Below are 19,323 nucleotides of genomic sequence, written 5' to 3' on the forward strand. Positions count from 1 at the left end.
GGCAAGCACCGCCGAATCAGCTGACTCAAGCCGCGGCCCGCCAGTCCTCCGGAATGCGCACCCGGCCGGACACCGTCCGCCTCCGCAACCGGAACCCCATCCCCTCGTACCGCCGGATAGCGTTCGCATTCGTCGCCACCGCGTGCATGAACGGCGTCTCGCCCCGATCGCGGATCCCCGCGGCCACCGCACGCACCAATCGCCCCGCAAGACCCCGGTCGCGGTAAGCCGGGTCCGTGCACACCGCGCTGATCTCCGTCCACCCCGGCGGGTGCAACCGCTCCCCCGCCATCGCGATCAGCGCGCCCTGGTGCCGAATGCCGAGATACGTCCCGAGCAGCACCGTCCGCGGCAAAAACGGGCCAGGCTTCGTCCGGGCGACCAGGTCCAGCATCTCCGGCACATCAGCCACCGTCAGCCGGACCGCCTCCGGGTCGGACACGGCGTCGACCCCGGCGTCCACCAGCTGGACCCCGGCCATCTCCTCCAGCAGCTCCCAATCCGGAGGCGGCGGCCCGGCCTGCGCAAAGGCCGGCACCACCGCCCCCGGACCGGCGAGTGCGGCGACGTCGTCCCACACGCCGGCAGCCGGCTCGTCGGGCACGGCCGAGAAGACCGAAACATCGGCGGGGTAGCGCACGGCCTGTCCGGCCCGCTCGGCGAACCCGGCATGCGGGCCGGTCAGCGAAGCCCAGGCCGCATTGTCCAAAACAGACATCAAGGCCGCCGGGCGGCCCGGGCGATCATCCGGGCCAGATCCGCCACCAAAGCCGGATCATCCGGCAGTTGCCCGGTCGCCACGCGGATGTGCGGCGTCCCCGGATTGCCCGCACGCGTGCCCGACCCGGCGGAAACCCCGTTGGCCGCCAGCGTCATCAACGTCCGCGACTCCTCCGGAACCGGCACCCACAACGTCAACCCGTCCCGAGCGCGCACCGAGATCCCGTGCTCCCGCAACGCTTCTGTCAAAGCCGCCCGCCGATGGGCATACCGGTGCCGCGCCCGGTTCAGCAATTCGGCGCTGCCGGGATCGGTCAGCAGAAACGCCTGCGCGTCCTGAAGAATCCGGCTCGACCACACCGACCCCGGTCCGCGCTGCTGCCGCACCCGCTCCACCAGCACCGCCGAACCGCCGATCACGCAGCTGCGCAGTTCCAGCCCGAAAGCAGTGCAATACGACCGCACCAGCAACACCCGGCCGGGCAAGCGGGTGCCGAGGCTCAACGCGGGAGCCGAAGCCAACGGCCCGAAGTCGTCGTCCTCGATCACCGCCACGTCCTCTTCGGACAGTACCGCGGCGAGTTCCGCGAGCCGGTCCGCCGGAACCGAATGCCCGAGCGGCGACTGGGCACGCGGCTGGTAGACGAAGGCGACCGGCCGATGTTCCAACGCCGCCGCCAGCGACGACGGCAACGGCCCGTTTTCGTCGCACCGCACCGGCACCACGTGGATTCGCGACCGGCGCAGCAATTCACGCAGCCACGGCGCCGTCGGCGCTTCCAGCACGATCACGTCGCCCGGCCGCGCGACCGCCTGGCAGGCCAGCAGCATCCCGTCCTGCCCGCCTGCCGCGACGGTCCACGATTCGGCGGCGAACGGCCACGTCGGCTTCACCGCGGCGCGCAATTGCGGGGTGATCGAGTTCTTGACCGGCCCGCCGAACCGTTCCGTGTGGACGCCCGCGGCGACGGCGTCCTCCAGCGGCGGCAGCAGTCCAGGATCCGGGAGGCCGTGTTCCAGGTCGACCGTCTGCCAGCCGGAAAACGCGCGTTCCGGCGGCGGGCTCGACGGCGGTTCCAGCACTATCGTGCCGCGCCGCCGTCCCGTGCCGATCAACCCGGCCGCGCGCAGCTGCGACCACGCCTCGGCGATCGTCGTGGGGCTGACCGAAAGCTCCGCGGCCAGCGCCCGCACGGTGGGCAGCCGCGTGCCCGGCGGCACCTCCCCGTCGCGGATCAGGCCGGACACCGTCCCGGCCACGCCCCGCGCCGTGCGCTCGCCGATGCGGGACCCGAGCCAGCCTGCCCCGACCGGCAGCGTCGTCGTCGCGAGTTCGCCCGTGGCCACGCACCGGCTCCCCTCGTCACCCGGAAATCCGAAAACCTCTGACCCGATCAGAAGCTAGAGCGGCAACGGCACGCGGCAAAGGCGTTTCACATCCTGGCGGGCCCGCCCGGTACAAAACGCCCGTGACGTCCGACACCGCCGCGGTGTCCGGTTTCGGAATATCACTCGATCAGGTTAGGCTAACCTTCATGAGTCACTCCTGGCCGGAAGCACCGGCGCTCGCCGGCACCGGGCTCGCTCTCGGCTACGGCGCGAAGCCGGTGGTCCAGGACGCGGAGATCGTCCTGCGCGCGGGCGCGGTCACCGTACTGGTGGGCCCCAACGGGTCCGGCAAGTCGACGCTGCTGCGCTCGCTCGCCCGGCTGCATCCGCTGACCGCGGGCGACGTCACGCTGGCCGGGCAGGACGCGCTCGCCTTGTCCCCCAAGGAGTTCGCCCGCCACGTCACGCTGCTGACCCAGTCGCGCCCCACGCCCGGCGGCGTGCGCGTGCGCGACGTCGTGTCCTACGGCCGCCATCCCTACCGCGGCCGCTTCGGCTCCGGCGATCCCGAGGGACCGGAATTGGTCGAGCGGGCCATGCGGCACACCGGCGTCGACGGCATGGCCGAGCGCCCGGTGGACGAACTGTCCGGCGGCGAACTGCAGCGCGTCTGGCTGGCCACCTGCTTCGCCCAGGACACCGGCGTCGTCCTGCTCGACGAGCCGACCACGTTCCTCGACCTGCGCTACCAGATCGAAACGCTGGACCTCGTCCGCGATCTCGCCGACGAGCACGACGTCGCGGTCGGCGTCGTGCTGCACGACCTCGACCAGGCCGCCGCTGTCGCCGACGAGGTGGTGCTGCTGTGCCGCGGCGCCGTCCGCGCCGCCGGCCGCCCGGCCGACGTGCTGACCGCCGATTTGCTCAGCGACGTCTACGGCCTGCGCATCGACGTCCACGTCGACGACGAGGGGCACGTCCGCACGCGCCCGGTCGGACGGCACACCTCCCGGCCGCGGCCGGTCCGCTCAGCCTGACCCATCCCTCTAGTTCGAAGGAAAACCCCGTGTCCAGTGTGTTCTCTCGTCCTGCCCGCAGGACGGTTTTGACGACCGCGGCGGCAATGCTCGCGGCCTTCGCACTCGCCGCGTGCGGCACCACCGAAGCCCCCGCCGCCGGGGACCAGGCCGCCGCCGCGAAACCGGCCGGCCCGGTCCGCCTGACCGACGAGCGCGGCAAGGTCGACCTCCCCGCGCCGGCCGCGAAGATCGTATCGCTGGAATGGGGCCTCACCGAGAACCTGCTGGCGCTGGGCGTGAAGCCGATCGGCGCGGCGGACGTCAAGGGCTACAACACTTACGACAAGGTCATGCCGCTCGCCGCGTCCACTCCGGACGTCGGCACCCGCGGCGAGCCGAGCCTCGACGCGATCGCCGCGCTGCACCCGGATCTCGTCGTCACCACCACCGACCTGCCGGAGAACGTGATCGCGCAGCTCTCGAAGCAGACGAAGGTGCTGACGCTGCGCGGCTCCGATTCGGCCGATCCGATCGGCTACCTGCGCAAGACCGTGACCACGCTGTCCGAGGCGACCGGAACGCAGGAGCAGGGCCGCAAACTGCTCGCCGCATTCGACGCCAAGGTCGCCGAGGGCAAGAAGAAGCTGGCCGGCGCGGGCAAGTCCGGGGCCAAGTTCGTCATGGCCGACGGCTATTCGACCTCCGGCACGGTCACCGTCCGGATGTACACGAAGGGCTCGTTCCTCGGCAGCATCGCCGAGCAGCTCGGCGCCGCCAACCAGTGGACCGGCGAGGGCGACAAGGTCTACGGCCTCTCCCCCACCGACGTCGAAGGCCTGACCAAGATCACCGACCCGGCCACCTCCTTCGTCTACGCCGCCAACGACGCCGAATCCGACGTCTTCACCCAGGACCTCGCGGGCAACGCGGTGTGGAAGCAGCTGCCGTTCGTCAAGGCCGCGAAGCTGCACCGGATCCCGGACGGCATCTGGATGTTCGGCGGCCCGAAGTCCGCGATCGCGTACGTGGACGCGCTCACCGGCGCTCTGACGCGCTGATCCGATGACCGCACCAGCCCCCGCGCCCGCCCGGCCGCTCTCCGCGCGCAAGCCGCGGCTCACGGCGTCCGTCGTCTTCCTGACCGGGCTCGTCGCGCTGCTCGTCCTGTCCGCCGTGCACCTGCTGCAAGGCACGTCGCACGTCGGGCTCGGCGAACTCCTGCGCGCCGTTTTCCCCGGCACGGACGACGACGCACGCGGCCAGGCGGTGGCGGTGCTCGTGGCCAGCCGGCTCCCCCGGCTGGCAGCGGCGCTGCTCGTGGGGCTGGCGCTCGGGTTCGCGGGCTGCGTGCTGCAGTCGGTGGCACGGAACCCGCTCACCTCGCCGGACACGCTCGCGGTCAACGCCGGTGCGTACGTCTCGGTGGTCGGCGTCGCGGCGTTCGGGATCTCGCTTCCCTTTTACGTCAACGGGATCGTCGCGTTCATCGGCGGTCTCGCGGCGGCCGGACTGGTGTTGCTCGTCGCTCGCAGCAGCAGCGGCGGGGCGGCTCGGCTGGTGCTCGCCGGGTCCGCGATCGCGCTGGCGCTGACCGCGCTCACGTCGGTGCTGCTGATGTTGTTCCAGGAACGGACCGCGGGCCTGTACGGCTGGGGCAGCGGCACGACTGTCCAATCCGGACTTCGGCAGGTTTCCCTTGCCGCACCGGTGATCGCGGTCGGCATCGCGGCTACCCTCCTGCTCGCGCACCGCCTCGACGTCCTCGGTCTCGGCGACGACCACGCGCGCGTGCTGGGCATCGACGTCCGCCGTACCCGCACTTTCGCAGTCGTCGTGGCGGTGCTGCTTTCGGCGGTCGCGGTGACCGTCGCCGGGCCGATCGGGTTCGTCGGCCTGTGCGCACCGGTGATCGCGCGACTGCTGGCCAGCCGCGTCCCCGGGCTCGGCAAACATCCGTTGCTGCTGCCGCTCTCCGGGCTGACCGGGGCGCTGGTCGTCGTGGCCGCCGACGTCCTGCTGCGCGCTCTCGTCCCGGCGGACAAAGCGGTTTCGGTGCCGACCGGCGTCGTGACGACCCTCGCCGGCGCGACCGTGCTGGTCTGGCTGGCGCGACGGCAGCCGTCCGGTACGCCGTCCGCGCGCGGCACGCACGGCACCGTCCGGTCCCGCCGCTGGGTGGCCGGGACCGGCGTCGTGCTAGCGGTCGCGCTCGTCGCCGCGGTGATCGCCGCGCTCCTGCTGGGCGACCGGATCGTGCTGCTCGGCGACGTCCTGAACTGGCTGCGCGGGGTCTCCGGCACCGAGGTTTCGTTCGCGCTCGACCTCCGCTGGCCGCGAATGCTCGCCGCGCTGCTCGGCGGGGCGGCGCTGGCCGTCGCGGGCGCGCTGGTGCAGGCGATCTGCCGCAATCCGCTCGCCGAACCGAGCCTGCTCGGCGTGACGCCCGGTGCGAGCGTCGGCGCGATCAGCGTCGTGCTTTTGGTTCCTGGCATCGGAATCTGGCCGATGATGGGCGCGGCGACCGTCGCAGCGTTCGCGACGTTCGCCCTCGTGCACTGGCTTGCCACCGGCCGCGGTTCGAGCGGCCGCGGACTGTCCTCGGACCGGCTGGTGCTGGTCGGCATCGGCGTCAGTGCGGGCGCACAGGCGATCACGACGCTGGTCGTGGTGGTGACCTCGCCGTGGAACGCGCATCTCGCGCTCACCTGGCTCGCCGGATCGACCTACGGCCGGGAGTTCAACCAGGTCCTGCCGGTGCTGTTGTGCCTGGTCATCGCCCTGCCGATCGCCCTGTCCAGCGCGCGTACGCTCGACCTGGTCTCGCTGGACGAGGACGTGCCGAGGGTGCTCGGCGTTTCGCTGGACCGCTCTCGGCTCGCCTTCGCCGCGCTCGCCGCGGTGCTCACCGCTGCTGCTGCGTGTGCGGTGGGGGCGCTGGGATTCGTCGGGCTCGTGGCCCCGCACGCCGCGCGCGCTTTGGCGGGTTCCCGCCACTCGCGCTCGCTGCCGGTGGCTGCCGCGCTGGGAGCGGTGCTGGTGTGCGTCGCGGACACGCTGGGACGCACCGTCCTCGCACCGACCCAGATCGCGGCAGGCCTGGTGACCGCGCTGATCGGGGCGCCGTACTTCGGCTGGCTGCTGTGGCGGAGCCGCGCGAGCGCCTAGCCGAACCAGGTGTCGAGCGCGCCCTTCAGCTCGGCTTCCCCGCCGGTCCACGCGATGACTCCGTCCGGGCGCAGCAGGAACGATTCGGTATTGGTCACTGGCACCACTTCGACCCGTTTTGGTGCCAACGCCGCGAGATCACGGCTCTCCGGATCGAGCACGAGCACGCCGCGTCCAGTGCGAGTATGGTCTGACAACCGGGTGATCCTGCCGTCATCGTCCACAAGGGACTTCTCTGGACTGTGCAGCCCGACCGGTTCCTCGGCGGGGTAGGGGAATTCGTACCGTTCCCGCACCCCGGACAGCAGATCCGAGAAGTACCGGTTCGCCTGCGGAAGGTCCATCAGCTCCCCGACAATCTCGCGCAGCGCGTCGACGTGCGGCCCCGGCGCGAGCAACGCCGATTGCGCCCGCGTATTGCGCAGCACCGCCGCACCGGCCGGACCGCGTTCGCGGAAGTAGCTGTCCAGCAACGTTTCCGGCATCTCCCCGCGCACGACCGCGGCAAGCTTCCAGCCGAGGTTCGCCGCGTCCAGGAGGCCGAGGTTGAGCCCTTGCCCGCCGCTCGGCGAGTGCACGTGGGCCGCGTCGCCCGCGAGCAGGACGCGTCCGCGCCGGTAGTCGTCGGCCTGGCGTGCTTGGTCGGCGAACCGACGGGAATCGCGCACCTGCGCCACGACAACGTCCTCGCCGGTCACCCGCCGGATCGCCGCCGCCAGCTCCGCCGGAGTGACCGGGCCGCCGGGCTCGCCGTCGCGGGCTGATTCGGTGACGCCGGCCATGCTGCCGCCATGCAGGAACGTCCCGCCGGGGTAGCGTCCGGCGGGCGGCACCGGCCCTTCGAAACGGACCTGGCCCGCGATCGTCCGCAGCAAGGGCGGCGTGCCAGGGAAACCGAACCCGGCGAGGCTCCGCACCTTCCCCCGGCCGCCGTCACACCCCACCAGGTAAGCCGCACTGAACCGCTGTTCTCCTTGCGGGGTGTCGACAATCGCCGTCACTCCGTCCACCTCAGACTCGATCGCGCTCACCCGATGCGCCCGGTGCACCGGGACGCCGACCGCGTGGTCGGCCAGCAGGCGTTCCAGCTCCGGCTGCCAGATGTGCGTGCGCGGACGGTCTTCGTCCGGGAGGATCTTGTGGATGTTCGCGAAGTGCCCGAGCGAACTGCCGTGATCGCGAGCGAAGTCGCGCATTCCCTCCTCGTGCGCGGCGGCCAGCTGCGGCCCGAGACCGCGGCGGGTCAGCGCCTCCGTCGCGAGCACGCCGATACCGCGCGCCTTCCGTTCCGCCGCGGGCTGCTCGAGCCGCTCCACCACCACGGGCCGGATGCCGCCGAGCCGGAGTTCGGCCGCGAGGAACAACCCGACCGGCCCCGCTCCGACGACCACCACATCTGCGTCCATGACTCTCCTTAACTTGTTAAAGACTAGACTGCCTTGAACTAGTTAAGGAGGCAACCGCCTTGCCGATCGAGATCCCCGCCGCGGTCCGGACCGCGCTCGCCTTGGTCGACGCCGACGGCCTCGACAAACTGACCGTGCGCCGCCTCGCCGCCGAACTCGGCGTCAAAGCACCCGCGCTGTACTGGCATTTCAGCAGCAAACGGGCCTTGCTCGACCACCTCGCCGACGCCCTCGTCGCCCCGGCCCTGGACGACCTCCCGCCTCTCGACACCCCCTGGCTGTCGTGGCTGGAACAAGCAGGCACCGCCTTGCACGCCGCCCTCCTCGGCCACCGGGACGGCGCGCGCGTGGCACTCGGCGCAGACCTCCGGACCGCCCGCTCGCTGGGCGAATTCGCCGAGCGAGCAGTCGACGTGCTGCACCGCGCCGGGTTCCCGCTCGCCGACGCGACCCGGTGCGCCGGGGTGTACGTGCACTTCGTTCTCGGGCGCGCCGTCGAGGACCAGACCTGGCCGGACGACCTGGAAGCGACCATCGAAAGCATCCCGTTTCCCTTGATGGCGCGGGGAATGCGGGAACGGCAGGCAGCCGGGAGCACGGTCGAGGACAGCTTCGGCTACGCACTCGGCATCGTGCTCGCCGGACTGGAGGCGAAGCGTCCAGCCAAGGTGCAATGACTCACTAAGTTGCACTGTTGCACTTTTTGTATGGTTCCACTTATGCTCGGAGCAGACCGCACCGGCAGGAGAGGGGAAGACCATGAACGAGACACCGCGCATCGCCATCGTCGGCGGCGGCCCGGGCGGGCTGCTCGCCGCGCACGTCCTGCACGGCCACGGCATCGCCGCGACCGTGTACGACGCCGACACCGCCGTGGACGCCCGAGATCCCGGCGGCACGCTCGACCTGCACGCCGACAGCGGCCAGATCGCCCTGGAAGACGCCGGGCTGCTGGCCGCCTTCCACGCACTGGCCCGCGCCGAAGGCCAAGCCATGACCAGACGCGACCACCACGGCACCCTGCTGAAGGAATTCGCCCCCGCCGACGACGACACCGCCGCCCCGGAAATCGACCGCGGCCAGCTGCGCATCATGCTGCACGAACGGCTCGCACCCGGCACCGTCCGCTGGGGACACAAACTCACCGACCTGACGACCGAAAACGACGTCCACCGCTTGCACTTCGCCAACGGATCCACAGTGGACGCCGAGGTCGTGATCGGCGCGGACGGCACCTGGTCGAAGGTGCGCCGCCGGCTCACCGAGGCGATGCCGGAGTACCTCGGGGTGTCCTTTTTGGACGTCCGATTCGACGACGTCGACACCCGGCATCCGGAGATCGCGGCCTTGGTCGGCAACGGACAGTTGTTCACCACTGACGGCAACGGCCGCGCGGTGATCGTGCAGCGCAACAGCAACGGCGTGATCCGCGGCTACGTGGCTTTCCGCGCCGAAGAGGACTGGGCCGCGCGGAAAGGCGTCGACCTGACCGACCGCAGCTCGGTGCGGGAATTCCTGCTGCGCGAGTTCCGCGGCTGGAGCGAGACAATGCGTCCGCTGTTGACCGACAACGACGGCGACTACGTGGCGCGCGCGTTCACCGCGCTGCCCGCTCCCCTGACCTGGGAACGCGTCCCCGGCATCACCGTACTCGGCGACGCCGCGCACGCGATGGCCCCGTTCGGCGGGCACGGCGCGAACCTGGCTCTGCTCGACGGTGCGGAATTGGCGCACGCGCTGCACGAGGAGCCGAGCGTCGAAGCCGCGTTGACCCGCTACGAGACAGCGATGTTCGCCCGCACCGGCCACCTCGCCGCCGACGCGAACGCCGCGCTGCGCGGTTTCTTCGCCGACCAGCCGGACGGTGTCCCGCACGAGGTTCCGGACCGGGAGGAAGAACTCCGCGCCTACGAGGCCCGGGCTGCCGAGTACCGCGCCGCACGCACGCCCGCCGCCCGCTAGCCGCGGCGAGGTCCGCGAGGGCCGCCACCTTCACGGACTCAGAGTCCTCAGGGTTCCCCTCACGAACTTCGCCGCCAATGCCGGGACCTTAAGCCGGGCGGCCTCAGCCTGCCGACCATCCATAAAGGACACTCGCGTCAGCGAAATGCCCGATTGATGCCAGGATGATCGCTTCTTCAAGTCCGTGAGGGGCTCCTTCCGGGAATCTGGTTCCCGGAAGGAGCCCTTCACGGCTTTCGTCAGGAGCGCTTGCGGCGCACCGCCACTGCCGCCACCAGCGCACCGCCGACGAGCAGCAACGCGCCGCCGCCGATCAGGTAGCCGCGGATGTCCGCGCCGGTCGACGCGAGCGGGCCTTGGTCAGACGGGCCGGTTCCGGGGGCCACGCCGCCGGAGTTGTCGCTCGTCGTCGTGATCGGGGCCGGGGCCTGCGAAGAGGACGAACTGGACGTCGTCGGGCTCGTGGTGCTGGCCGAGGACGTCGGCTGCGAACTCGAGGACGTCGCGCTGGACGAGGTCTCCGAGGACGACGTCGGCGCGGTCGAGCCGGAGGTCTCCGACGGACCGCTCGGTGTCGTGGAGCTTGTCGAGGACGTCGTCGAACTCGTGGCCGAGGTGGCGCTCGACGAGGTCGTGGCGGACGATGTCGTGCTCGTCGGCCCAGTCGTCGTGGTCGACGTCGCGGAAGAACTCGACGTGGTCGAACTCGTCGGCTCCGTGCTCGACGTCGTGGTGCTGGTCGAACTCGTCGGCTCGGTCGGCGTCGTGGTGCTGGAGCTGGCCGAGGTGGACGTCGTGCTGGTCGGCGCCGTGGACGTCGTCGTCGGGACCGTGCAGTCCGGCAGGTCCCCGGTGAACGGATAGGCGTGGAACTCCTGCCCGCCCGCCGCGCCCTCGGACGTGTGCAGCAGGTTGCCCGCGGTGAAGAACCGGCCGTTCGTCCCGGACGCGGTGACCGTCGTGTCGCTGGCCGGGTTGCCGACCAGCACGCTGCCCTGGAACTGCGCCTGCCCGGCGATCTTCACCTTCGACGCGTCCGGGAAGTTCCACAGCAGCTTCTCGCGCAGATGGTTGATCGGGTCCTGGTCGGCGAGGTCGCCGGTGTAGGTGTTGATCACCCGGTTGCCGCCGACGAGGTTCACCAGGACGGTCGCGCCCGCCGGGATGCCGGCGAACTCCAGGCCCTGCATGCCGCCGCCGGGGCCGGTGAGGTCGAAATCGACGTTGAACACCTGCAGCGCGGACTTCCCGTCGCCGGTGAACAGCGTGCGGTAGCCCTCGTTCTTCGCCGTCCCGGTGGCCGCGGACTTGCCGTAGCAGGTGCTGGCTTCCTGCAGCTGCGGCCGGAGCTGCCGGTACGGGTCCGCCGCGTTCGGGTCCTGCTTCAGCGTGCCGGTCACGGACCCGGTGACGGTGCCGCCGTAGCGCACGACGCCGCCGTCCGCGAGCAGCCGCTGGTTCGGCGCGACGGTGACGTTCTTGCCGGTGGTGAGGAAATCGGCGCCGTCCGGCGGGGGCACGCGCGAGCCGACGCCCGCGATGCCGACGTTGTAGACCGCGGACGCCCCGGCCCGCTTCGCCATGTCGAACCCGCCGAGCACGACGACGCGTCCCTCGGCCTCGGCCGCGCCCTCGCGCACGAGGAAATCGCCGCCCGCGAAGACGTTGATGCCGTTGTCCCGTCCCGCGAACGGCCCGTTGTTGACCGGCGGGTACTTGCCCGGGCAGGCGTCGCCGACGCACGGGCCCAGACCCCCGGGCAACGGAGCGGCGCTCGCGCCCGGACCGGCCACGAACGCCACCGCACACACCGCCGCGGCGATCGCTCCGCCCACGACGGCCATTTTCCTGGCACGCATGCGGCCGATCCTCACCCGGACCGCCCGGAATACCGCAGTCGAAACACCGTAACCCACCCGAACGGGTCAGAAATTCGCGTACTCCTCAGACAAGTAGACTAGTGACGCTCCACACTCGACGCCCCGCCGGAAGAATGTTTCGCAGTAGCCTCGCTCCCGCACTTCCCCGACCGGAAAGCCCTCCGATGCCCCCTCTCGTGCACCGGCACCCGCTCGCCGCGCAGGCCGCCGAAGTCCTTTTGGCGCGCATTCGCTCCGGCGAATGGGCGCTGGGTCACAAATTGCCCGGGGAAACGACTTTGGCCGCGCAACTGGGCGTCGGCCGTTCGACGCTGCGCGAGGCGATCCGCGAATTGGCGGGCAAAGGCGTGCTGGATTCCCGTCAGGGTTCCGGGGTTTTCGTGACCGCGCTCGACGTCGCCGAGGATTGGGACGCGGTGCTGCGCCGCGCCACCATCGGCGCGGTGATCGAGGCGCGCATCGCCATCGAAGCGGAGGCCGCCGCACTCGCCGCGCACCGGCGCACGCCGACCGACCTGCGCGCGATCCGCCGCGCGCTCGCCGCCCGCGCGATCGGCGACCCGGACGTCGAATTCCTGGTGGACACCGACACCGCGTTCCACCGCACAGTGCTCGTCGCCGCGCACAACGACGTGCTGATCGAACTGTTCGACAGTTTCGTCCCGCGGGTCCACCGCGCGATGACGGACCTGCTGCGCGCCCGGCCGATCACCTCCCCCGAGGAAGACCAAGCCGCGCATCTGGCGCTCGTCGACGCGATCGCGGACAAGGACGCGTCCGCCGCCGCGGAACTGAGCCGGGGCCACCTGACCGCCTTGAAGGAGGCACTTTCGTGAGCGAGGTCGTACTGCAGCTGACCGACGTCGTGTTCCGCAGGCAGGGCAAGGAGATCCTGCACGGCGTGACCCTGACCGTGCGGGCGGGCGAACACTGGGCGCTGCTCGGCCCGAACGGAGCCGGGAAAAGCACGATCCTCGGTTTCTGCGGCGCGGTCACGCACCCGACCGCCGGTACCGTGGACGTCCTCGGCGGGCGGCTCGGCCGGGTCGAACTGCAGGCGCTGCGCCGCAGCATCGGACACGTCGACCCGCGGCATCCGCTGCGTTCGCCGCTCACCATCCGGGAGGTCGTGCTGACCGGCGTCACCGGGAGCATCGACACGCCGCCGCGCTGGCGGCCCACCGCCGCGCAGGTCGCCCAGGCCGACGAACTGGTCGCTCTCCTCGGCCTGAACGGCAAGGCCGAGGAACGCTGGCCGACGCTGTCCCAAGGCGAACGCGGCCGCGCCCTGATCGCTCGCGCCCTGATCAGCGACCCCCGGCTGCTGCTGCTCGACGAACCGTCCACCGGCCTGGACGTCGCGGCTCGCGAGCAGTTGCTCGAAACCATCGACCTGCTGACCCGGACCCATCCCCGGCTCGCCTCCATCGTGGTCACCCACCACCTGGAGGAACTGCCCGAAACGACCACGCACGCGTTGCTCGTCGCGGACGGTTCGGTGGTGTCGTCGGGGCCGATCGACCAGGCGGTGACGACGGCCAGCATCAGCCGGGCATTCGGCCACCCGATCCGCGTGGACCGCCACGACGGACGATGGAGCGCCCGCGCCGCCCGGACCCGATCCACCGAGGTCGCCTGACGAGGGCCGCCACCACCCGCTGTCCGTGAAGGCGGCCATGGACCGGCACCGCCCGAGCTCACGCGGTCCGCAGCACCCGCCAGGCCGAGAACCCCAGCAGCACCAGCTCCGCCGCCGAGAAGCCGACCAGCGCGAGCGGGCTCGGCACCCACAGCAGCGTCATCCCGACCAGCAGCACCGGCACCACCAGCCCGGCATAGGCCGCGAGGAAGATCCCAGCCAGCACCTCGCCGCGGGACAGCGGATCGGCCAGCGCGGCGACCGTCCCGACCGCGGCGCGGAAGCCGAGGCCCATCCCGCTCCCGGCGATCACCGAACCCGCCAGGAACAGCGCCAGCGAGGGCAACAACGCGGCCGCCGAAAGCACCGCCAGCCCGATCGGCATCAGCACGAACCCCAGCCGCAGCTGCGACCGTGACGCCATCGAAGCGAAGACCACCTGCGCCACCGCCGCCGCGCCCAGCATCGAGCCCGCGGTGACCCCGGCGAGCATCCGGCTGTGCTCGTGCAGGCCTTCGGCGAGCAGGGTCGGCGCGAGCGACATGAACAGCCCGGTGATCGCGAACGCGGCGAACACCCCGATCGCCGCGCCCACGAACGCCGGCCGTGCCCCGGCGGGCAGCGACACCCGCTGCGGCCGGTAAGCCGGACGTTCCTCACGGCGTTCGACGGTCTCCGGCACCAGGCACACCGCGAACGCCGCCACCAGCAACACCACCAGGAACACGACGAACGTACTGGTCAGCGGGCTGCCGATGTACTGCGCGAAGACGCCGCCGACCACCGGGCCGAGCCCGAGGCCGCCCATGTTCACCACGGTGGCGATCAAGCCGGAGCGGCCGAGATCCTGGTCCGGCCGGGTCACGGCCCGCAGTTCCGACAGGTGCGCGGTGGCGGTGGCGGTCAGCGCGCCGATGCCCGCGCCGCACACGAACCGCGCGATCAGCAGGCCGGGAACCTCCGGCCAGAGCAGGAACAACACCGCCGACAGGGCCTCGGCGAGCGTCGAAGCGAGGATCACGCGGCGGCGGCCCAGCCAGTCGCTGACGTGCCCGGCGAGGTAGAGGCTGGCCATCACACCGACCGCGTACGCCGCGAAGATGACAGTGACCAGGAACGTCGGAAACCCGTCCCGCTGCTGGTAAATCGCGTACAGCGGGGTGGGCACGGTGGAGAAGGCGAGGCACGCGGCGAACGCGAAAGCGATGACCCGGAATCCCCAGCCGTGGCTGACGCGCCATCCGGCCGGGGCGGTGAGAGCGGGCGGAGCTGTGGTGACCATGTCGACCTTCCAAGCGGGAACCTACCCCTGAAACGATCCCCCGCTCCACTCATCAAGTCCAACGAAAAGTGTTGGTCACAGTTATCGGGATCCGCGATAATCAGAGCATGGAGACGCGGCAGCTGGAGTACTTCGTGGCGGTCGCCGAGGAGCTGAGCTTCACGCGGGCGGCCCAGCGGCTGTTCGCCACGCAGTCCACGGTCTCGGCGACGATCCGCGCGCTGGAGACCGACCTCGGCGCGACACTGTTCGACCGGTCTACCCGCCGGGTCGCACTGTCCACCGCGGGCGCGCTCTTCCTGCCCGAGGCGAAGGCGGCGCTGGACTCGGTGGAGCGGGCCCGCGACGTAGTGCAGCAGGCGTCCGCCGGTCTGCGCGGGAGCCTCCGGATCGGCACGCTGACCAGCATGAACGCGTTCGATCTGCCGGTGCTGCTCGGCGCGTTCCACCGCAGGCACCCGCTGGTCGACCTGCATCTGACGGTGTCCCTCACCGGTTCGTCCGGTCTCGCCGACGACGTCCGCCACGGCAGGCTCGACGTCGCACTGCTCGGCCTTTCCCGGGCAGAGCTGGGCGGCCTCGACGCGACGCAGCTGGCCAGCGTGCCGTACTACGCCGTGCTGCCGGACAGCCATCCGCTCGCCGCCCGCGAGTCGGTCCGGCTGCCGGAACTGGACGGCGAGCTGTTCGTCGACTGTCCGCGCGGCTTCGGGAACCGGCTGGCCGTCGACCGGGAGTTCGCCTCGCTCGGGCTTTCGCGCCGGGTGGCCGCCGAGGTCGCCGACCTGCGGACGGTGCCGCGCTACGTTTCCGCCGGGCTCGGCGTCGCGGTCCTGCCCGGCACCGCCCGGCTGGACCTCCCGGACGTCGTGTCGATCCCGCTCGCCGACACTTCGCTGACCTGGCCGCTCACCGTCGTCGTCTCCGCGAAGCGCCCGCCGTCGCAGGCTCTGCGCACGCTGCTGGAGCTGTTCGTCTCGGCCGCGGCGGAGGGAGATATTACGGAGTTCTGACCGGGCCCCCGGCGACCGGAATAGCGACCGCCGCCGCGGCGTCATCCTGTACACGGATTCCCCGATGGGAGAGAAGGAAATGACGGAAAAAGCGATCTTGGCCGGCGGGTGTTTCTGGGGCATGGAGGAGCTGTTCCGCCACCAGCCCGGCGTGACCGCGACCCGCGTCGGCTACAGCGGCGGCGACGTTCCCCACGCCACCTACCGCAACCACGGCACCCACGCCGAAACCATCGAGGTCACCTACGACCCGGAACAAACCGACTTCCGCACCCTCCTGGAGTTCTTCTTCCAGGTCCACGACCCCAGCACCAAAAACCGCCAAGGCAACGACATCGGCACCAGCTACCGCTCCGCCATCTTCTACACCACCGACGAGCAGAAGCAGATCGCCGAAGACACCATCGCCGACGTCGACGCCTCCGGCCTCTGGCCCGGCAAGGTCGTCACCGACGTCACCGCGGCGGGCGACTTCTGGGAGGCGGAGCCGGAGCACCAGGACTACCTCCAGCGCTACCCGCACGGCTACACCTGCCACTTCCCGCGCCCCGGCTGGAAACTCCCGAAGCGCGGCTGACCGATGACCGATTATCCAGCGGCAGCAGTCGAAACCGGACACGTCGAACCGGTCCCCCGGCGAGTGCGCGGAGTGCTCGCCGGGAAGACCATCGTGGACAGCACCCGGGCCAAATACGTCTGGGAACGGCCCTATTACCCGCAGTTCTACTTCCCGCTCGACGACGTTCTCCCCGGCACGCTGCTCACGGCAGACGACGGGCGCCTCTCGCTGCGCGTCGGCGAGGTCGAAAAGCCTGCTGCCGCTTGGGTAAACGACTCTGTCCTGCCTGGACATGTCCGGTTCGAATGGGAAGCGCTGGACGCCTGGTTCGAGGAAGACGAACAGATTTTCGTCCACCCGCGCAACCCGTACACGCGGGTGGACGCTGCGCGCTCCACACGACACGTCCGAGTGCAGTTGAACGGCGCGACGCTGGCGGAGTCGTCGTCACCGGTGCTGCTGTTCGAAACCGGCCTCCCGACGCGGTATTACTTCAACCGCACCGAAGTCGACTTCACGCACCTCGTCGCCGAACCCGGCATGGTCACCGCCTGCCCGTACAAGGGCGAGACGTCCGGCTACTGGTCCGTCCGCGTCGGCGACGTCCGGCACGAACACCTCGCCTGGACGTACGCCTACCCGGCCGCGGCGGTCCAGCCCATCGCCGGCCTCGTGGCGTTCTACAACGAGATGGTGGACATCGAAGTAGACGGCGAACTTCTCCCCCGCCCCCGGACGCACTTCTCGCGGTAATCACACCCGCCCGAACGCCTCCACGACCGCGGCCGCCAGCCGGTCCCCGCGCTCCTCTTGCCCGGCGGGCACGGTGATGCAGACGGTGAACCGGTCCGCCCACGTCATGATGCCGACCGCGACCGGGACGCCGGGAGCCAGCGACAAGACGGGGTACACCGTGCGGACGAGGGCCCCGTTGAGCACCACCGGCGACCGCGCGCCGGGAAGCACCGAGGCGATGACGCTGAACCACGTGCCGCGGTAGACGAGCTTGGCCGCCCGGCGGTGCAGCGCCGGAGGCAGAACCCCGAGCACGCGCACGACAGCGTTGCCCGCCCGGGGCGCGCCGCGGCCGACTTGGGCGGACAGCATCCGGTCCGTCGCCCGTACCCGCTCCGACAGCGACATCGCGCCCGTCGGCAGATCCACCGAAGCCGCGCCGGTGTGGTTGCCGAGCTGACGGAAGGTCCCGGTGTCGCGGACCGACATCGGGATCAACACCCGAAGCTGCTCCGGCGCGGCCCCGCCGAGTTCGCGATGCAACGCCTCGGCGACGAGCGCGAGGACGAGGTTGGTCGTCGGCACCCCGGTTCGCCGCGCGGCCTTCCGGACTTCGGGGGCGGAGAGGTGGGCCCGGGCGAAGTGCCGCCGTGGGCTGTCGATCCGCTTGTCCCAGCCGACCCGGGGTGCGGCACCGGCTCGGGCGAGAGTCCAGACCCCGCGCGCCAACTCGGCGGCTTGATGGTGCGAGGCGGCCTTCGAACGCGCGGGCTCGGGCCGGGAGCCGCCGGGCGATCCCGCCGGTCGCTCGAGTCCGTGCCACACCGGCCCCGCCGCGCGCGCGAGCACCCCGCGGACCGGTGCCGTCAGGGCGGCAAGCCCGGCCCGCACCGCACCCCGCTCGGGGTGAGACTCGCTGCGCCCCAATGTGGCATTGGGTGCATCCGACGCACCCAAAGTGGCGTTCGGTGCGCCAGACGCACCCGATGTGGCATTGGGGCGGCCCCGCCGCCGAGGCACCGCCACCGGCGCCAACGGCTCCTTCCCGCGCGCCTGCCCCACCAGCGCGCTGATCACCGCGATCCCGTCGCTGGCCGCGTGGTGCAGCGCGATCAGCAACGCCCCCTGCTCCCCCTCGATCCCGGTCACCAGCCGCGCCCGCACCGGATGTTCCGGCGACACCGGCTCCGAGAAGAACGCGTCCATCTCCCGCGTCAACGCCTCGTCCAACGGCGCGTCCGGGCCGACCCGCACGGAAGTCAGCACATCCGCCGACGTCCGCCCCGGATCCTCCTGCCATCGCGCGCGCCACAACCCGCTGCCCGGCAGCAATCGCGTCCGCAAGCCCGGCGTCGCGGAAAGCAGATGCTCAGCGTCCGCGCGGGTGACCGGCGTGCCGTCCGCCTTGGGATTGAACAGCAACACCGCCCCGACCTGCTGCGGCACCTCCGGCGTGGCCACGTGCACGAACAGCGCGTCCTCCGGCCGCAGCCGCTGCGTCGGCGGGTTCAACGGCGCGGAGACGAGCGATTCCAGCGCCTCCACCAGCGGAGCAGCGGTTTCGCAATGCCGCGCGACCGCTTCCGCCATCTCCTTGAGCCGTTCCGGTTCCGCCAGCAGGCCCCGCACCGTCTCGGCCAGCTCGCCGTCCTTTGCGGACACGAGGGCGAGCCCGGCCGCGGCCATCAACCGGGCATTCGCCTTGCCGTGCGCGGCGATCGGGTGATGCATCAGCACCGGACGCCCGCACGCCAGCGCCTCCAGCGAGGTCGCCCCGCCGGCGTTCGTCACGACGACGTCGGCCGCCAGCGTGTACCGCTCCGGCTGGTCCGTCCACCCGACCACGTGCAACCGCGGTTCGCCCAGCGCGCGCAGCCGGGCGGCCGCCGCGTCGTTGCGGCCGCAGATCGCGATCGGCGCCACCGACGGATCGGCCGCCAGCAGCTCCCGCACCGTCGTTTCGATCTCGCCGAAACCCAACGAGCCGCACGAAACCAGCGGGACGAACGCGTCGGGCGGCAAGCCCAGTTCCTGCCGCGCCGCCGTCTGGTCGCCAGGGCGGAACACCGCGCGCACCGGCGGCGCGGACACCCCGACGTGCGCCGACGGCGACGAGCGCAGCGCGGGCGCGACCGCGACGTCGTGCATCACCATGGTGAGATCCGCCGCGCCGTAAACCCAGAACGGATGCGGCGCGAAGTCCGAAACCCACGCACCGATCGGCACGGGCAGTTTTCCCTTGCGGCGCAGCCAGGCCAGTCCCGCGGTACCCATCGGATACGTCGACAGCACCAGGTCCGGCGCGAATTCGGCGACCGGTTTCGCGAGCCGCCTGCCGCACCACGACGCGGTGAACCAGCGCGACGCGGCGGCGAACCACGGAATCCGCCAGATCGCGGCGTAAAAGAACTCGTAAAGCCACGGTACGCTTTCCACGTTGGCGACGTAAATCCGCTGGAAAAGCCCTTCGAAACCGGGACCGAGCCGTTCCAGCGCGTTGACCCACCGCACGGTCGCGTCCGGCCAGCGCTGCCGGATCGCGTCCTCGAGCGCGCGTCCCGTGGCGTTGTGCCCCTGCCCCATGTTCGCGGACACGATCAGCACGCGCTCCAAC

The 19,323-nt window shown here is 71.2% G+C and carries 16 protein-coding genes; 10 read left to right on the forward strand and 6 right to left on the reverse strand.

Annotated features, from left to right (window positions below; all coding sequences use genetic code 11):
* Nucleotides 1-25: 25 nt before the first annotated feature.
* Complete coding sequence (locus H4281_RS17245) at nucleotides 26-718, reverse strand: GNAT family N-acetyltransferase (protein WP_182891937.1); 693 nt, start codon at nucleotides 716-718, stop codon at nucleotides 26-28.
* Complete coding sequence (locus H4281_RS17250) at nucleotides 718-2,067, reverse strand: aminotransferase class I/II-fold pyridoxal phosphate-dependent enzyme (protein ID WP_182891938.1); 1,350 nt, start codon at nucleotides 2,065-2,067, stop codon at nucleotides 718-720. The genes H4281_RS17245 and H4281_RS17250 overlap by 1 nt, the downstream gene beginning before the upstream one ends.
* 188 nt (nucleotides 2,068-2,255) lie before the next feature.
* Here H4281_RS17250 and H4281_RS17255 point away from each other — a divergent pair, with 188 nt between their 5' ends.
* Genes H4281_RS17255 through H4281_RS17265 form a run of 3 tightly spaced genes read left to right on the forward strand, consistent with a single transcriptional unit; the run spans nucleotide 2,256 to nucleotide 6,233 of the window.
* Nucleotides 2,256-3,086 (forward strand): ABC transporter ATP-binding protein, encoded by an 831-nt coding sequence (locus H4281_RS17255; RefSeq protein WP_182891939.1) that lies wholly within the window; start codon nucleotides 2,256-2,258, stop codon nucleotides 3,084-3,086.
* A 29-nt stretch (nucleotides 3,087-3,115) separates the two neighbouring features.
* Nucleotides 3,116-4,126: an ABC transporter substrate-binding protein gene (locus H4281_RS17260; protein ID WP_312872135.1), complete on the forward strand. Its 1,011-nt coding sequence runs from the start codon at nucleotides 3,116-3,118 to the stop codon at nucleotides 4,124-4,126.
* Nucleotides 4,127-4,130: 4 nt separating this feature from the next.
* Entirely contained in the window at nucleotides 4,131-6,233 is a 2,103-nt protein-coding gene (locus H4281_RS17265) for an iron ABC transporter permease (protein WP_182891940.1), read from the forward strand.
* Here H4281_RS17265 and H4281_RS17270 read toward each other — a convergent pair.
* Nucleotides 6,230-7,639 (reverse strand): FAD-dependent monooxygenase, encoded by a 1,410-nt coding sequence (locus H4281_RS17270; RefSeq protein WP_182891941.1) that lies wholly within the window; start codon nucleotides 7,637-7,639, stop codon nucleotides 6,230-6,232. The genes H4281_RS17265 and H4281_RS17270 overlap by 4 nt on opposite strands.
* A 59-nt stretch (nucleotides 7,640-7,698) precedes the next feature.
* Between H4281_RS17270 and H4281_RS17275 the strand changes: the two genes are divergently transcribed.
* A complete protein-coding gene (locus H4281_RS17275; RefSeq protein WP_182891942.1) occupies nucleotides 7,699-8,316 on the forward strand; it encodes a TetR/AcrR family transcriptional regulator C-terminal domain-containing protein in 618 nt (205 codons plus the stop codon).
* An 82-nt stretch (nucleotides 8,317-8,398) separates the two neighbouring features.
* Nucleotides 8,399-9,601 carry an FAD-dependent oxidoreductase gene (locus tag H4281_RS17280; RefSeq protein ID WP_182891943.1) on the forward strand — a complete coding sequence of 401 codons (1,203 nt, stop codon included), beginning with the start codon at nucleotides 8,399-8,401 and terminating at the stop codon, nucleotides 9,599-9,601.
* 239 nt (nucleotides 9,602-9,840) lie between these two features.
* Here the strand turns inward: H4281_RS17280 and H4281_RS17285 are convergent, their stop codons facing one another.
* A complete protein-coding gene (locus H4281_RS17285) occupies nucleotides 9,841-11,460 on the reverse strand; it encodes a choice-of-anchor A family protein (RefSeq protein ID WP_220507317.1) in 1,620 nt (539 codons plus the stop codon).
* Nucleotides 11,461-11,645: 185 nt separating this feature from the next.
* On the opposite strand from H4281_RS17285, the gene H4281_RS17290 reads away from it, so the two are divergent.
* On the forward strand, nucleotides 11,646-12,317 hold the full coding sequence (locus tag H4281_RS17290) for a FadR/GntR family transcriptional regulator (protein WP_182891944.1): 672 nt from the start codon (nucleotides 11,646-11,648) through the stop codon (nucleotides 12,315-12,317).
* The gene (locus tag H4281_RS17295; RefSeq protein WP_182891945.1) at nucleotides 12,314-13,120 is read left to right on the forward strand and encodes an ABC transporter ATP-binding protein; all 807 of its coding nucleotides are present in this window, start codon (nucleotides 12,314-12,316) and stop codon (nucleotides 13,118-13,120) included. Before H4281_RS17290 ends, H4281_RS17295 begins: the two co-directional genes overlap by 4 nt.
* 58 nt (nucleotides 13,121-13,178) lie before the next feature.
* On the opposite strand, the gene H4281_RS17300 is transcribed toward H4281_RS17295, so the two are convergent.
* Nucleotides 13,179-14,402, reverse strand: a complete 1,224-nt coding sequence (locus H4281_RS17300) for an MFS transporter (RefSeq protein ID WP_182891946.1) — start codon at nucleotides 14,400-14,402, stop codon at nucleotides 13,179-13,181.
* A gap of 107 nt (nucleotides 14,403-14,509) precedes the next feature.
* Here H4281_RS17300 and H4281_RS17305 point away from each other — a divergent pair, with 107 nt between their 5' ends.
* The 3 genes from H4281_RS17305 (at nucleotide 14,510) to H4281_RS17315 (ending at nucleotide 16,727) form a co-directional block, all read left to right on the forward strand.
* On the forward strand, nucleotides 14,510-15,415 hold the full coding sequence (locus H4281_RS17305; protein ID WP_182891947.1) for a LysR family transcriptional regulator: 906 nt from the start codon (nucleotides 14,510-14,512) through the stop codon (nucleotides 15,413-15,415).
* Nucleotides 15,416-15,494: 79 nt separating this feature from the next.
* Complete coding sequence (gene msrA / locus H4281_RS17310) at nucleotides 15,495-15,992, forward strand: peptide-methionine (S)-S-oxide reductase MsrA (RefSeq protein WP_182892125.1); 498 nt, start codon at nucleotides 15,495-15,497, stop codon at nucleotides 15,990-15,992.
* A gap of 3 nt (nucleotides 15,993-15,995) precedes the next feature.
* Nucleotides 15,996-16,727 (forward strand): DUF427 domain-containing protein, encoded by a 732-nt coding sequence (locus H4281_RS17315; RefSeq protein ID WP_182891948.1) that lies wholly within the window; start codon nucleotides 15,996-15,998, stop codon nucleotides 16,725-16,727.
* Here H4281_RS17315 and H4281_RS17320 read toward each other — a convergent pair whose 3' ends face one another.
* On the reverse strand, nucleotides 16,728-19,313 hold the full coding sequence (locus H4281_RS17320; RefSeq protein ID WP_182892126.1) for an MGDG synthase family glycosyltransferase: 2,586 nt from the start codon (nucleotides 19,311-19,313) through the stop codon (nucleotides 16,728-16,730).
* Between the last annotated feature and the right edge of the window lie 10 nt (nucleotides 19,314-19,323).

This window comes from Amycolatopsis dendrobii (assembly GCF_014145675.1).
Taxonomy (GTDB): Bacteria; Actinomycetota; Actinomycetes; order Mycobacteriales; family Pseudonocardiaceae; genus Amycolatopsis; species Amycolatopsis dendrobii.

What these genes read in the sequence shown, in the direction of transcription:
- H4281_RS17245 (WP_182891937.1), bottom strand. Translation starts at nt 718, where the DNA reads ATGTCTGTTTTGGACAATGCGGCCTGGGCTTCGCTGACCGGCCCGCAT.
- H4281_RS17255 (WP_182891939.1), top strand. Translation starts at nt 2,256, where the DNA reads ATGAGTCACTCCTGGCCGGAAGCACCGGCGCTCGCCGGCACCGGGCTC.
- H4281_RS17265 (WP_182891940.1), top strand. Translation starts at nt 4,131, where the DNA reads ATGACCGCACCAGCCCCCGCGCCCGCCCGGCCGCTCTCCGCGCGCAAG.
- H4281_RS17270 (WP_182891941.1), bottom strand. Translation starts at nt 7,639, where the DNA reads ATGGACGCAGATGTGGTGGTCGTCGGAGCGGGGCCGGTCGGGTTGTTC.
- H4281_RS17280 (WP_182891943.1), top strand. Translation starts at nt 8,399, where the DNA reads ATGAACGAGACACCGCGCATCGCCATCGTCGGCGGCGGCCCGGGCGGG.
- H4281_RS17285 (WP_220507317.1), bottom strand. Translation starts at nt 11,460, where the DNA reads ATGCGTGCCAGGAAAATGGCCGTCGTGGGCGGAGCGATCGCCGCGGCG.
- H4281_RS17290 (WP_182891944.1), top strand. Translation starts at nt 11,646, where the DNA reads ATGCCCCCTCTCGTGCACCGGCACCCGCTCGCCGCGCAGGCCGCCGAA.
- H4281_RS17300 (WP_182891946.1), bottom strand. Translation starts at nt 14,402, where the DNA reads ATGGTCACCACAGCTCCGCCCGCTCTCACCGCCCCGGCCGGATGGCGC.
- H4281_RS17305 (WP_182891947.1), top strand. Translation starts at nt 14,510, where the DNA reads ATGGAGACGCGGCAGCTGGAGTACTTCGTGGCGGTCGCCGAGGAGCTG.
- msrA (WP_182892125.1), top strand. Translation starts at nt 15,495, where the DNA reads ATGACGGAAAAAGCGATCTTGGCCGGCGGGTGTTTCTGGGGCATGGAG.
- H4281_RS17315 (WP_182891948.1), top strand. Translation starts at nt 15,996, where the DNA reads ATGACCGATTATCCAGCGGCAGCAGTCGAAACCGGACACGTCGAACCG.